This window comes from uncultured Winogradskyella sp., assembly GCF_947496485.1.
Classification (GTDB): domain Bacteria; phylum Bacteroidota; class Bacteroidia; order Flavobacteriales; family Flavobacteriaceae; genus Winogradskyella.
This window is the reverse complement of record NZ_CANMCZ010000003.1, coordinates 86028-100493: the sequence shown is the minus strand read 5'-3', so window position 1 is coordinate 100493 and position 14466 is coordinate 86028. Positions and strand designations below refer to the sequence as shown.

Sequence of the window (14466 nt, the reverse complement as noted above, 5' to 3'; positions counted from 1 at the left end):
TTACTTAGCTTTTAAAAGCAAACTCAATTGCTTACCAAAAATTGCTGCAATACCAGCAGCCAAACCACCTACAATACCACTGACCAGCATTAACATATACGGATTGCCATTTAAAGGTAAGAGAATAGCAACACGTTTAGCGAGTGTAAAGTCGTTATTACTACTCATCACATAAGTATAGACAAACCAAAATAATAGGATGGCTAAAAACGGCACAAAGAAAACTGCAGCTTTTTTTAGTGGAACAAACAAAGCTACAGCAAAAGCAGCTGTCATTACCGACCACCAAGGCATAAAAAAAGAAAGTAAATATGCTAATATAATTGTGACTATTAGGTTGACTAAATTTTTACTCATTAGTTTTTTGGTGTTAAAGTTTGTGTGCTAATGATAACGTCTGTTGCTGTATCATTTTGCAAAAAGTTAAGGTCGTGATATTTACCAGCTGCCCAATCATCTATAAAATTATCGTAATATTTACTACCGGGATTGCCAGATTGTCCACCAGGATAAATACCTAGAGCTGTTGGTGGTGAGGTCATTTCTACTATCATACGCCAAGAAGGTCCCCAATTCTTGGATGTAGCATTTACAATATTTTTTCCACCTCCTATAGGAATATCGAACCTTGAAAATGCGGGTAAAGCTTGTAATAAGTGACCAGCAAAGGTGCCTTTGTAGTTTACCCATTTTAGGTCTCCGTTTTTAGTACGCCAATCACTAAGTTTAAGCACAGCTTTGCTAAAGCTCAATTTAAACAAATCTTTGGCCGTTTCTTTTTCAGGTGTGTCTAATATGTCCATAAAAGCATCATCACCTTTGGTCTTTAGAAGGTGAATAGTTTGGTATGTATATGGTGCATCTAGTGCTGTATCTTTGGTATCAAACTCATCCCAAACCATATCATATAAAATACCATACCAAGCACTCCAAATACTTGGACCAATCTCATCCATATCGTTGTTATATTGCCATGCCTTAGCGATATCATATATTTCTTTCTCTTCTGTTGATAAGTTAGAAACATCCATAGTCTCTAACATATATGGCATTAGTTCTGAAGCTTTAAGGTTATGGGTGTTATTATGTAAATCTTTAAAATCCTTAACACCAAATTTGTCCTTAGAATTAAAAAACTTATTAATGACGCGATTACGATAGGTTTCATAACCATCATTAAATACAAAATAGGGATAGGCTTCATCTACAGGATGCTGATTTGCAGAACTTACAAAACCACGTTCAGGATTTTTTGTATGTGCATTAAATTTTTGTGGAATAAAACTTTGCCAGTCGTTTTCAGATTTACTACCATCCATAATAAATTTTCCCTGACCTTCCCATTTGTTAGGTAATTTTCCCTGCACCCAAAGGGCAATATCTCCATCTGTAGATGCAAAAACAAAATTCTGAGCTGGAGCGGTGTAATTACTTATAGCTTTTACATAATCAACATAGTTTTCACCTTTATTAAGATCTAAAAATGTTTTTTGATTGTTGCCTCCAATGTGTCCAATCCATTTCATTGCATAGCCCGTTTTCTGATTGTCTGACTTAAAATTTTTATCAAAAACTACAGGACCATGATGCGTAAATCGAATAGAGTCAGTATATGCTTCTTTGCCTTTTATTTCAATAGTTTCCACTCTGTAAGTAACATCTTGCCAGCTACCATCATATTTGTATTTTGTCCCATTATCATTAAATTCAATCTTATACCAATCAATAACATCTCTTGTGGCATTAGTTTCTCCCCAAGCAATATGTTGATTAAAACCAGAAATAACTCCTAATGCACCAGGAAGTGTTGCACCAAAGGCATTATGAATTGGAGTACTTAATTGCATAACAAACCAGATAGAAGGTAAATTGAGGCCTAAATGCGGATCATTAGCCAAAATAGCATTTCCAGTGGATGATTTTTGTGGCGAAACAGCCCAGTTATTGCTTCCGTAATTTGGATCTGGTTTATCAATAGTTTCTGCAATTGAATCTAAAACAGGTTGGCTATTTGGTGCTGGTGTTTGTGGAACATCGATATAACTCCAATCTGTTTCTTTAGGTATTATAGGTTCTGTAATATCAAAGAAATCTGGAAATAATAAATCAAAACGCTCTTTACCAAAAAGACGTAACGCATTTGTATTTTCCATATCCTCATCTCCACCAGCCAGCATTTTTGTCATGTACATTAAAAGTAAAGCAGTTTTTTTAGGGGTCCAGGCTTCTGGTTTATAATCTAGTAATTTATATTCAACAGGATAATCTTGTGGATCTAACTGATTGATATAACTATTAACTCCTTGAGCATAAGCTTCAACAAATGCAGTTGTCTGTTTATCTTCTTTCATTTTTAAAAGTGCTTGTTCAGCACCATAATTCATACCACGCCTACGTTCTTGTCTGTCATAATTTAATGCTCCTTCACCAATGATTTCGGATAAACGACCTGCTGCAGCATAGGTCTGAAATTCCATTTGCCATAATCTATGCTTTGCCGTTAAATAGCCTTGCGCTCGGTATAAATCGAGTTCGTTCTGTGCAAAAACATGTGGGATTAGTTGTGCATCATAATGCACTGTCACTTTATCTGTCAATTCAGGAATGGAAACTTCTCCAGATATAGATTCATCAGTTTCATTTTGCCAAACTCCTGTGTAAGGATTTAAAAATTTTCCTATAGGTGGAATGGATCCGAATTTGGTGTTGAGCGCGAAAAATATACCTATAGTTAATACAAGTGATAGGATAAGTTTAAAATATTTCATGAAGTGGAATTAGAAACAAATCCTAAAAATACCAAATATTATTCTAATGAAATGTAATCAATAAGAAGTTGAAAACTTTCAGCTTTTTTGTTTCCTATTAAGAAAGCGATTTCTTCCATTTGATCTCCCTTAAAATTTGGAATGTCTAATTCATAACCTCTAAATGAAGCATACATTTCTGAAAATGGAATTTCAACTATTTGCCAGTCTTCTGTGGTATCAAATTTGTAGATGTATGAATGACGATTATTTCGCTTATCCTTTACTCTAAATTGATAAGACTTGCCATCACCTTTAATTTTTATTACAAATTTTGAATAATTATCAGTTTTTAAGGACTCAAAGTAGTAACGTAAAGACGAAAACCCGCCATTATTTTCTAAAGAAACCTTACCGGTAAATTCTCCATATCCGTCAGAATTGATTTTAAAATCACCATCTGAACGACCTCCCATTACAACATCATCTAGTATTTTCCAATTAGAAATATCACTATTTGAGGAAAAGTTAAAAATCGTCATGTTTTGAATGATAAAAATTAGAAAAATGGTTTTAGAAACTGTCATGTTATAAAGATACAACAGACTCAAAATAAGCGAAAGTGTTTTTAGAAAATATTAATAAATAAGATGTTTAGCGAAGTACTAATTTCTTTACAACATCTTTGCCAATAGCCTCATTGAGCATTTTTACAATTTTTTCGTTACCGTAGCTCAATTCTTCTCGTAGTACACTACTGCTTAATTGTACATAGAGTATTTCGTGCTTTAGCTCAATGGCCGTGGTGTAATTATTAACACCATTTCCCATAAGGTTTGTCCAAGCTTCGCGTACATTCACCTTATCTAAACCAGATTGTAAATTGTTAGTTTTTACAAACTCCTTTAGAATGTCTTCAATGGGTTGATTGTCATTGTTGCGTTTTGCCATTATTATTGCTGCTAAAGAGGTGATCTTTTTTATTATTCTAAATCTAAGTTGATAGGTGTATAACGTTTATATAAATATACGGTTTTATTTCCGTTTATCACTTTCAAGTTTTCAGGTGTTGCTTCTAAAACCGTCTCTTTCCAATTAGCGTATGGAGTAGAATAGTAGATGTTTAAACTATCATTTTCAATTTTTACTTCTAAAGTTTCAGCATCGTCTGAGGTAAAGTAGGTATCATTAATACCTGGTTTTAGTTTTTTTCTAAAGCCTTGTAAACTATCATTAATACTTATATAATCTATAGTTTCGTTGAATCGATATTCCTTTTTTTTACCATCTGGCATAGTCACTTCTGTAATTTCCCAATAGCCTTCTAAATGCTGAATATAGGTTTCAGGATTTTCCGAACAACTCAATATTAAAAGACACAATAACCAAAGGCAGTTTTTCATAATTTGAAAATTTTATACGATTGATGAATTTGTTTTATAACATCTTCAGTACGTTCTGCATGTGTATCACTAATAAAAATTTGTCCAAAATGATCATCATCTACCAGACTAATGATCTGTGCCACTCTGTTTTCATCTAGTTTATCAAAAATATCGTCTAGAAGTAAAATAGGAGAGACACCACTTTGTTGTTTTATAAAATCGAATTGCGCCAATTTCAGAGCAATTAAAAACGACTTTTGCTGTCCTTGACTTCCAAATTTTTTAATAGGAAACCCATCAATTAAAAATACCAAATCATCTTTATGTGCACCAACGCTAGAATACTGTAATGCCTTATCTTTATTCACATTTTTATCCAATAAATCTTTCAATTCGCCATCGAATAAATCGCTTTTGTATTTTAAATCTATAACTTCTTTGCTTTGGCTTATGGCTTCGTATCGTTCTTTGAAAATTGGAATAAAAGTCTTTAAAAAAGCATCTCTTTTTTTAAATATTTCTGTGCCATAATTATGCAGTTGTTCATTGTAAATCGCGAGTGTATCTGCGTTGAATGTATTGTTCAATGCAAAATACTTTAAAAGAGCATTACGTTGTGCTAAAGCTTTGTTGTAGTTAATTAGTTCTGATAAATAGGTTTTATCACTTTGCGAGATTACGCTATCAATAAATTTTCTACGTGTGTCACTACCTTCAATAATTAAATCGCGATCTGCTGGCGAAATAATAACTAATGGAATAAACCCAATATGCTCACTAAATTTTTCATAAGCTTTGCCGTTACGCTTTATGATTTTTTTCTGACCTCTTTTTAATGAGACTATAATTTTTTCAGTACGCTCATTTTTAGAAAAATTGCCGTCAACAACAAAAAATTCTGCATTATGGTTGATGTTTTGCAGCGCAATAGGATTAAAGTAACTTTTACCAAAAGCTAAATGATAAATAGCATCTAAGGCATTGGTTTTTCCGATACCGTTTGCACCAACAAAACAGTTGATTTTGGCGTCGAAATCGAAAACCTGACTTTCAAAATTTTTATAATTAACTAAAGATAGTGTGTTTAGATTCATAAAATTTTAATGGTTTACCTTATTTTAGTGATGTGGTAAAGCATTTTAAGGGGTCAAAAATTATTCAAAAATAACAAATAAATAGGCTTTTAAATCCCAATAAAAATTTTATTTTTGCGCACGCACAAAATGACAATTTATGGCAACGTATAAGAAAAGAGGCTACAAACCAAAAACGAAAAAGGAGAAGGAAGAAATAGTTGAAGAAAACTCAACTACTGCTGAGGTATTTAATACTTTAGATGAAGGAGCCTCTAAAACTGAAGAATGGGTCGTTAAAAACCAGAAATACATTTTTGGTGTAGTTGGAGCTGTTGCTTTAGTAGTTTTAGCTTATTTAGGATATAATAAGTTTATTGCTGAGCCTCAGCAAAAAGAAGCTATGAACGAAATGTACACAGCTAAAAAATATTTTGATGATGCTGTTAGTGGTATTTCATCAGATTCACTTTACCGAATGGCTATAGATGGAGGAGAAGGTAAGTATGGTATGGTAGATATTGCCAGAGAATATAGTGGTTCTCCTGCTGCTAATCTTGCAAATTACTATGCAGGTATTTCATATTTAAATTTGAAAGATTATGAAAATGCTATTGCGTACTTAGATGATTTTTCTAGTGACGATAAAATGTTAGGCCCAATAGCTAAAGGTGGCATAGGTGATGCATTTGTGCAATTAGAACAATTAGATAAAGGTTTAGAGTATTACGAAAAAGCATTTAAAGCCAACGTTAATGAGTTTACAACTCCAATGTACTTATTGAAAGCTGCACGTGTTGCGATTGATTTAGGACAGAATGATAAAGCTCTAGAATATTTAAAAAGAATTAAATCTGAATTCTCAGCATCGACTGAAGCAAGTCAGACGGATGTTTTAATCGGACAAGTAGAAGCAAGCTTATAGACTATGGCTACGGCAAATCATAATTTATCGAATTACGATAAAGCAACAATCCCAAACGCGAAAGACTTTCGGTTTGGGATTGTTGTTTCAGAATGGAACGATAAAATTACAGAAGGTTTGTGGCAAGGTGCTTTTGATGCCCTTATAGATTGCGGTGCAATTAAACAAAACATAGTACGTTGGAATGTGCCAGGTACTTTTGAGCTCACATACGGAGCTGCCAGAATGAGCAAAAGTATTTATGCAGATTCTGGTATGTTAGATGCTATTATTGTGATTGGTTGTGTTATCCAAGGGGAAACTAAACATTTCGATTTTGTTTGCGAAGGTGTCACTCAAGGTATTAAAGACCTAAATCTTAAAGGTGATATTCCTATTATTTTCTGTGTGCTTACGGATAATAATATGCAGCAATCCATTGACCGTTCTGGTGGAAAACATGGTAATAAAGGTACTGAAGCCGCAATTGCTGCTATAAAAATGGCAGATTTGAGAAAGCAAACAAAATAGTTGGCTTCTTCATACTTCACGCATCCTCCTTTTGCTCTCCTAAGTTTATTATGGCATCCTTTTTGTTAATAATTTTAAGGAATCCTTAAGTAATATTTTCTAGTATTTTCAGTACTTTTGAGATATATCAAGCGAAATTTATAAGTCAACTTGTTTAATCAAAGAAAAAATAAACGTTTTAGTTATAAGTCTCGTTTTCAGGATTCTAAAGAACAAAAGTCGAAAGACGGCTTGGAAGCGAAATGGGATGAGATTAGAAGTAACACCAAACGTAGAGGAAATATATTTACGTCGTTACCCGTTTTAATTATAATTTTAGTATCGCTTTTTGTTTTAATTTATATCCTTAACGGATATATTAAATAATAGAATTATGGGTCCAATAAAATTCACATTAATCAAAAGATTACCTAAAAACAAAAGGTTTAACTATACTCCAAGATATTATAAAGGTAAAGAAGATACAAAAGCATCAAATTATAATTCGAAATTTGATGCCTATGCAGACACTTATAATAAAAATGATTTTTCTGGTCAATGGCACGAAACTAGAATCAATTCAAGAAATAGAAGCAATAGTGGGTTCAATAGAACGATATTAGTTTTAATTGCCATCTTTGTTTTAATTTTTCTCTACATTATAGATTTCGACCTATCTATTTTCTCTCTAAATAGCTAATGACAGATATTATTCAACTTTTACCAGATCATGTTGCTAACCAAATTGCAGCAGGTGAGGTAGTGCAACGACCAGCTTCTGTAGTTAAAGAATTATTAGAAAATGCTATTGATGCAGATGCTACCGAAATAAAACTCATTATTAAAAATGCGGGTAAAACTCTAGTACAGGTTATTGATAACGGTAAAGGTATGAGTATTACTGACGCAAGACTTAGTTTTGAGCGTCATGCCACTTCAAAAATAAAATCAGCAGAAGACTTATTTCAATTAAATACCAAAGGATTTAGAGGTGAAGCTTTGGCTAGTATTGCTGCTATCGCTCATGTAGAATTAAAAACAAAGCGAGCAGAAGATGAGTTGGGCACTGCTATTGAGATTGAGGGTAGTGCAGTAAAATCTCAAGAAGTTTCAGTTACTCCAACAGGAACTTCTGTAGCTGTAAAGAACTTATTTTTTAATATTCCTGCAAGACGAAATTTTTTAAAGTCAGATACTGTAGAATTACGTCATATTACTGACGAATTTCATCGCGTGGCATTGGCGCATCCTAATATTGCTTTTGCTTTTTATCATAATGGTAGTGATTTATTTAATGTGCCAAATGAAAATTACAGACAGCGTGTTGTACATATATTTGGCACAAAGACCAATGAAAAGCTAGTGCCAGTTGAAGAGGAAACAGAAGTGCTAAAGATTTCAGGATTTGTTGGTAAGCCAGAATTTTCAAAAAAGACAAAGTCAGAACAATTCTTTTTTGTAAACCAACGTTTTATTAAAAGTCCTTATTTAAATCATGCTATTAATGCTGCTTTTGAAGGCTTACTAAAAGATGGTTATCATCCAAGTTATTTTCTAAATCTTACTGTAGATCCTAAAACAATAGATATTAATATTCATCCTACGAAAACTGAAATTAAGTTTGATGATGAGCATACTTTATATGCTATTTTACGTTCAGCTGTTAAGCATAGTCTAGGACAATTTAATATTGCTCCTGTCTTAGATTTTGAACATCAGAGCAGTTTCAACACTCCATATAATTATAAAGATAAAACTGCTTCTACGCCAGCAATTGAAGTAGATAGCCATTTTAATCCGTTTTCTGAAGATAAAATTGAAGGAAAACAAACTATGGTACAACGAACGCGTTTTAAACCTGCTTCTACGGCATCATGGGAAAGTTTATACGTTGGTTTAGAATCTAAAGGCAATAATTCTCAGAAGGATTTTAGCCAAGTAACATTTGAAAGTGACTCTAAAAACGAGCCTATTTTTAAGGATTCTTCCATTGAAAGTTCAAAAACAACATTTCAATTACAACAAAAATATATTGTGAGTACATTAAAATCTGGAATGCTTATTATCGACCAGAATAGAGCGCATCAGCGAATATTGTACGAAAATTTTTTAAAGCATATCACGATAAAAGAAGCGACTAGCCAACAATTATTATTTCCATTGCAATTACATTTTACACCAAATGAAACTAAAATTATAGGAGATTTAAAATCAGATTTAGAGCACACAGGCTTTGTGTTTTCAGAATTAAGTGAAAACGAAATTACAATAACTGGTGTACCTGTTGGAGTTCCAGAAAGTGAAGTCTCAATTATTTTAGAACAGCTTATTAGCGATGTAGAAAACGATGTGCCAGATGCTAATTTTAGTGCCACAGATTTGTTAGCAAAATCTATGGCAAAGAGTTTAGCTATTAAAAATGGGCAGTCATTAAATAGTACAGAACAAGAACATATGGTAAATAGTTTATTTGCTTGTAAGGAACCCAATGTGTCACCAACCAATAGACCAACGTTTGTTACGATGAAAGTTGATGACATTGAGAAAAAATTTATGTAGAATATGAGACAAGGAATTACGGATGCGGTAAAGCATTTATTGATTATAAACGTTCTGATGTTTATAGGCACTATGGCTATTGGAAATGGTGAAAGTTTTTATGAATGGTTTGCATTATATTTCCCCAAAAATTTAATGTTTCAACCTTGGCAAGTGTTAACACACATGTTTATGCATGGTGGAGTAACACATATTTTATTCAATATGTTTGCCTTATGGATGTTCGGTACAGCTGTAGAACAAATTTTTGGTTGGAAAAAATTCTTAGCGTTTTATTTGCTTTCAGGATTTGGTGCAGCAATTATTCAAGTTGCATTTTTGTATTTTCAATATAATTCTGGTTTAACAACTTTAATGGAATCTGGTATTTCTCAAACAGAGATAGTAAGTATTCTAAATGAAGGTAAATATAATACTGCTTGGCAATCTATTCTAGGTAACAATCTTGATAGTTTTCTAGGGGCTTTTAATTCTACGATGGTCGGAGCTTCTGGTGCAATAATGGGTGTTCTAGTAGCATTTGGAATGTTATTCCCAGAATCTAAATTGATGCTAATCTTCTTGCCAATACCAATAAAGGCAAAATATTTTATACCAGCGATTATTGCTTTAGATTTATTTTCAGGTTTAACAGGGCAATCTATATTTAGTCCAAGTAATACAGCTTATATGGCTCACGTTGGTGGAGCGCTCACAGGATTTTTACTGATGTATTTTTGGAAAAAGAACGAAAAGGATAAATACCGCTGGAATTAACAATGAGTAACTTTCAAGATTTAAAATATAAGTTCAATAGGTTCAATGTTTTTGAAAAAATTATTGTCATCAACATTGTTATTTTTATCATAGGTAAGCTAATTAATGTTTTTGGTAGAACTGGTAATGGATTGTCTTATTTGAGTTTACCTTCAGATTTCTATAGTTTTTTATCAAAGCCTTGGACACTTTTAACCTATGGATTTGCACATTATGGTTTTTTTCATATCCTTTTTAATCTTCTAGTTTTATATTATATATCAAGAATGTTGTTGAATCTGTTTCGTCCTAAAATGGCACTCAATATTTATTTCTTAGGTATCATAGTTGGTGGTTTAGCTTACTTATTTGTTTACAATGTTGTACCTAGTAAATTCTTAATTACCACTTCGAGTGTTGTTGGTGCATCTGCAGGAATTAGAGCATTGCTGATTTTTCTGGGTGTATATATGGCAGAAACTGAAGTGCGCATTTTTATGTTTAATGTGAAGCTAAAGTACATAGCTATCGTATTAGTCGCTATGGATGTACTAGGCTTATTTACCTGGAATCAAGGTGGGAATGTAGTCCATTTAGGAGGTGCCTTATTAGGCTATTTCTACGCAATTAGGCTTAGAGAGGGTAAAGATATTGGATCAGGATTTGAGCGCATTATGGATACAGTTGTAAGCTGGTTTCAGCCAAAGTCAACTTTAAAAACAGTACATCGCAAAAAAGGAAAAGGTAAATACGCTGGTAAATCGAAAGACGAATTTGATAAGCTTAATAAACAAAAAAAGATAGATTTAATCCTCGATAAAATTAGTAAAAGTGGTTATGAGAGTCTCTCAGCTGAGGAGAAAGAGTTTCTTTTTAAGGCAGGTGAGTAATTAGAATTTCTGTTCATGTTCAGAAGTATTAAAAAACACATATGAAGAATTTAAAATTCGGTAGTAAGATTGTGTTTGTCATCAATTCATTGGTGGCATTCCTACTGCTTATTTCATATATATTGCCTTATATTCCTCCAAAGAGTTTTGCTACCTTATCTGTTTTAAGTTTAGGTGTACCACTTCTCATTATTCTTAATTTAATTTTCTTTGTTTATTGGTTGCTCAGAGTGAAAAAACAATTGACTTTATCTTTAGTTGTATTGCTTTTGGGTTGGAATTATATCAGTTCTATGTATAAGTTTTCTTCATCTAAAAATATTGAACATGCTGATAATATATCTGTGATGTCTTTTAATGTAAGACTGTTTAATAAATTTGAGTGGCTACCAAGTAAAACGGTTAAGGAAGAAATTATTAATCTAATTGAGAGCGAGCAGCCAGATTTATTGTGTTTACAAGAGTATCGTACAGGTGATCCAATTGTTTTAGATGGTTACTATAATTATAATGCATTACCAGTAGATCGTACAGTAAAATGGGGTCAAGCTATATATTCAAAGTTCCCTATAGTAAATTCGGGATCATTAGAATTTCCTAATACTTACAACAATGGAATTTTTGTAGACATTGTAAGACAAAAAGATACAATAAGATTATATACGTTGCATTTACAATCTTCAGGCATAGAAACTGATGTCGAAAAGCTTAAGAAAGAAACTTCAGGTGATTTATTTAAACAAGTGGGTTCTACATTTAAAAGACAGCAAGATCAGGTAGAATTGTTTTTAGAGCACAAATCAAAATCTCACTACAAAACAATTGTTACTGGGGATTTTAATAATACTGCTTACTCTTACATCTACAAGAAGATTAAAGGTGAAGATTTAGTTGATGCTTTCGAAGAAGCTGGCAATGGCTTCGGTAAAACTTATGATTTTAAATTCTTTCCTTTACGTATTGATTTTATTTTAGCTGATAAAGATTTTACAGTGAATGGTTTTAAGACATTTGAAGAAAGATTATCAGATCACTATCCCATAAAAGCCACTCTAAAATTACATTAAACTGCAGTCTGCTATATCAGCGATAATGTGGATAACCAAGCCCAAACCTAAAAGTCTGGTCTTTTTAGGAAGTAATAATAGTATATATACTACCATAGCATAATATGAATGGAGTGGATGAAAATTAATGCTACAACGATTTGGATTAAAAATTGGGTTGGCTAATAAATGATCTAAATCTATCAGCATACCCAAAATCATTAATCCGTAAGCCTTTAACCAATAGTCTTTAAAAAAGATAAGAGCAACAACTAAAGGTAAACCGAAGTGTATGCTATAATGAACTATAGATTGAAGCATACAATTAAGGATTCTGATTTTTTAAATATAACTCTGTATTCGGGCCTTCATTAAACAATAAATCTAAAATACTGAGATTAGAAATAAAACCATGCTTCTCAGTGAAAACTTGAGTGTATGATTTAAGAAAATCTACTTCATAATTTCGGTTTACTACTTTTCTAAAGTCAGTTTTATTTTTAGGTTCTTTTTCAAAAATCAATGTTTCTAAAGTATTAATGCTTAACTGAAGGCTATTACTTAAGACTTCAAAACATTTCAAATTTAAATCTAGTATATAATTATACTGCTTATCAAATAAAGGCATTAAATCATCTATATAGAATTCGAAAAAAGGTGACATACTATATGCGGATTGCAAGGATTTTAGATGTAGTAGTTGCCAATTGTCTTCATATGCAATTTTTACATCTTTATAAAGCTGCCTTTTTTTTTGTGAATAGCTTACAGGTACTGTTAATGCCAACTTGCCATTAGCACCGTAGATCTCGGTTCGATTTCTAAGTGTTTGTTTTTGGTAATTGTCACAAACTTCAAAATATACAGCGTCAGCGTTCACCATAACGGCAAAATGCGCCAGATTAGGGAAATAGGTTGGATGAATAAGACAATTCATAATGTCTTTATTTAAGAATGCTCTTAAGCTTTAGCCTTCTTTTTCTTTCTCCATTTATTAAAGAAAGTGATTCCTAGTACTAGTACAATAAATGGTATTAAGTAAGATGTGCGTTTACCGCTACCACTAACAGTTGTAAAGATTCTATCCCAACGAAAGCTCCAATTTTTTACACCATCGTTAATGCCATCGATACTCATCCAGATAAATACAGGTTTACCAAAGACGTGATTATATGGTACAAACCCCCAATACCTGCTATCAATAGAATTGTGTCTGTTGTCACCCATGGCCCAATAATAATCTTGTTTAAAAGTATAAGATGTAGCTAGTTGATCATTAATAAATATTTGATTGTCTCTTGTAACCACATTATTTCCTTCATATTCACCAATAGCACGTTTGTAAAGTGAAATGTTGTCAATATCCAAGTTTATAGTAGAGCCAGCTTTAGGTATCCATATTGGACCGAAGTTGTCTATATTCCAACTATTATTACCATTTCTAGGGAAAAGTTCATCACCCTCATTGGTATTTCTTTGTATTCGGACAACACTTGCTACATTTGGTTGAACTCTTAATTTATTAACTGCTTCTGTTGAAGCTGCGGCTATATAAAATGTTCCATCTTGTGGGTTGAATCTAAATCCATCATCAATATCAGCTTTGTCAAGCATATTATAGAAAGTCCGTTCATCGCCAGCGGTGCTAATTGGTTTCTTTAGCGTTAAGAGGTACGAAAACTGTAAATGTGATCTTGGTGGTAATTTATTTTGTACTCCATTAATAAATACATAACCATTTCTTATCTCTAACGTGTCACCAGCTATACCAACACAACGCTTCACTAGATTTGTTTTTTTGTCAATTGGCTTATAATAGTTACGATCTGGATTAAAATCGTTCATATTAAGCAAAGTGTCAGCTGGTTGATTGAATACTATGATATCATTACGTTCAATATTTTCAAAACCTGGCAGCCTAAAGTATGGTAGTTGTAATTTGTTTATCCAAGATGTATTTCGCTCCTCAAAGTTGTCATTATATAAATATGACTTTGTTTTTAAAACAGGAATAGTATCATGTACCATTGGTGCTCCAACAGTTGTCATTGGTGCTCTTGGACCATAATGTAATTTACTCACAATAAGAAAATCACCTACCAATAATGATTTTTCTAATGATGATGATGGAATTACAAACGGTTGAAAGAAATAAGTATGCACAATTGTTGCGGCAACAATTGCGAATAATATAGAGGTAATCCATTCGCCAGAAGATGTTTTTGGTTTTAACTTTCTGTTTTCAACGTAGTTTACTTCAGCGATATAATTCAAATAATAAAGGTAAAAACCTAGAGTTATAATACATAAAAGTGCATCGATTTTGGAGTCCTTACCAAAAGCTCTTGCGGTTTCTACCCAAGCAGCAGGAATCATAATAAGGTTTACAATTGGAAGAAACATTAAAATAACCCACCACCAAGGACGAGATATAATCTTCATTAATACTACAGCATTATAAACAGGAACAAAAGCTTCCCAAGCTTTTCTGCCAGCTTTAACGTACAGTTTCCATGTTCCTAGACCATGAATAACCTGTAAAATGAGTAAAAAGATAAACCACTGTGTCCAGTTCATAACTTTATATTTTGTCTAATGTAGGTTGAAAATTATTTTA

Annotated in this window: 16 protein-coding genes; 7 read left to right on the top strand and 9 right to left on the bottom strand. The window is 32.6% G+C overall.

The window, feature by feature from the left end; translation table 11 throughout:
• The 6 genes from Q0822_RS10805 to recF all read right to left on the bottom strand — a co-directional run bounded on the left by Q0822_RS10805 (window position 1) and on the right by recF (window position 5226).
• The gene (locus Q0822_RS10805) at window positions 1-357 is read right to left on the bottom strand and encodes a hypothetical protein (protein ID WP_299123471.1); all 357 of its coding nucleotides are present in this window, start codon (window positions 355-357) and stop codon (window positions 1-3) included.
• On the bottom strand, window positions 357-2768 hold the full coding sequence (locus Q0822_RS10800; RefSeq protein ID WP_299123468.1) for a penicillin acylase family protein: 2412 nt from the start codon (window positions 2766-2768) through the stop codon (window positions 357-359). Before Q0822_RS10800 ends, Q0822_RS10805 begins: the two co-directional genes overlap by 1 nt.
• A 38-nt stretch (window positions 2769-2806) precedes the next feature.
• On the bottom strand, window positions 2807-3289 hold the full coding sequence (locus Q0822_RS10795) for a CIA30 family protein (protein ID WP_299123466.1): 483 nt from the start codon (window positions 3287-3289) through the stop codon (window positions 2807-2809).
• A 112-nt stretch (window positions 3290-3401) separates the two neighbouring features.
• On the bottom strand, window positions 3402-3698 hold the full coding sequence (locus Q0822_RS10790; protein ID WP_299123464.1) for a DUF721 domain-containing protein: 297 nt from the start codon (window positions 3696-3698) through the stop codon (window positions 3402-3404).
• Window positions 3699-3730: 32 nt separating this feature from the next.
• Window positions 3731-4150, bottom strand: coding sequence for a lipocalin family protein (locus Q0822_RS10785; protein WP_299123462.1), 420 nt, complete (start codon window positions 4148-4150; stop codon window positions 3731-3733).
• On the bottom strand, window positions 4147-5226 hold the full coding sequence (recF, locus tag Q0822_RS10780) for a DNA replication and repair protein RecF (RefSeq protein WP_299123460.1): 1080 nt from the start codon (window positions 5224-5226) through the stop codon (window positions 4147-4149). The genes Q0822_RS10785 and recF overlap by 4 nt, the downstream gene beginning before the upstream one ends.
• A 139-nt stretch (window positions 5227-5365) precedes the next feature.
• Between recF and Q0822_RS10775 the strand changes: the two genes are divergently transcribed.
• The 7 genes from Q0822_RS10775 to Q0822_RS10745 all read left to right on the top strand — a co-directional run bounded on the left by Q0822_RS10775 (window position 5366) and on the right by Q0822_RS10745 (window position 11870).
• A complete protein-coding gene (locus Q0822_RS10775) occupies window positions 5366-6130 on the top strand; it encodes a tetratricopeptide repeat protein (protein WP_299123458.1) in 765 nt (254 codons plus the stop codon).
• Window positions 6131-6133: 3 nt separating this feature from the next.
• Complete coding sequence (ribH, locus tag Q0822_RS10770; protein WP_299123456.1) at window positions 6134-6640, top strand: 6,7-dimethyl-8-ribityllumazine synthase; 507 nt, start codon at window positions 6134-6136, stop codon at window positions 6638-6640.
• A gap of 373 nt (window positions 6641-7013) precedes the next feature.
• The gene (locus Q0822_RS10765; protein ID WP_299123455.1) at window positions 7014-7319 is read left to right on the top strand and encodes a hypothetical protein; all 306 of its coding nucleotides are present in this window, start codon (window positions 7014-7016) and stop codon (window positions 7317-7319) included.
• Window positions 7319-9178, top strand: a complete 1860-nt coding sequence (gene mutL / locus Q0822_RS10760; RefSeq protein WP_299123453.1) for a DNA mismatch repair endonuclease MutL — start codon at window positions 7319-7321, stop codon at window positions 9176-9178. The genes Q0822_RS10765 and mutL overlap by 1 nt, the downstream gene beginning before the upstream one ends.
• Window positions 9179-9181: 3 nt before the next feature.
• Entirely contained in the window at window positions 9182-9934 is a 753-nt protein-coding gene (locus tag Q0822_RS10755; protein WP_299123452.1) for a rhomboid family intramembrane serine protease, read from the top strand.
• A gap of 2 nt (window positions 9935-9936) precedes the next feature.
• Complete coding sequence (locus tag Q0822_RS10750; RefSeq protein ID WP_299123450.1) at window positions 9937-10803, top strand: rhomboid family intramembrane serine protease; 867 nt, start codon at window positions 9937-9939, stop codon at window positions 10801-10803.
• 41 nt (window positions 10804-10844) lie between these two features.
• A complete protein-coding gene (locus tag Q0822_RS10745; RefSeq protein ID WP_299123449.1) occupies window positions 10845-11870 on the top strand; it encodes an endonuclease/exonuclease/phosphatase family protein in 1026 nt (341 codons plus the stop codon).
• Here Q0822_RS10745 and Q0822_RS10740 read toward each other — a convergent pair.
• From Q0822_RS10740 to lepB, 3 genes are read right to left on the bottom strand one after another with little or no spacing between them, the layout of a single operon-like run.
• On the bottom strand, window positions 11862-12170 hold the full coding sequence (locus Q0822_RS10740) for a DUF6122 family protein (RefSeq protein WP_299123447.1): 309 nt from the start codon (window positions 12168-12170) through the stop codon (window positions 11862-11864). The two genes, Q0822_RS10745 and Q0822_RS10740, sit on opposite strands and share 9 nt — an antisense overlap.
• A gap of 4 nt (window positions 12171-12174) precedes the next feature.
• Window positions 12175-12786 carry a WbqC family protein gene (locus tag Q0822_RS10735; RefSeq protein ID WP_299123446.1) on the bottom strand — a complete coding sequence of 204 codons (612 nt, stop codon included), beginning with the start codon at window positions 12784-12786 and terminating at the stop codon, window positions 12175-12177.
• A gap of 23 nt (window positions 12787-12809) precedes the next feature.
• The gene (gene lepB, locus Q0822_RS10730) at window positions 12810-14426 is read right to left on the bottom strand and encodes a signal peptidase I (RefSeq protein ID WP_299123444.1); all 1617 of its coding nucleotides are present in this window, start codon (window positions 14424-14426) and stop codon (window positions 12810-12812) included.
• Window positions 14427-14466 lie beyond the last annotated feature (40 nt).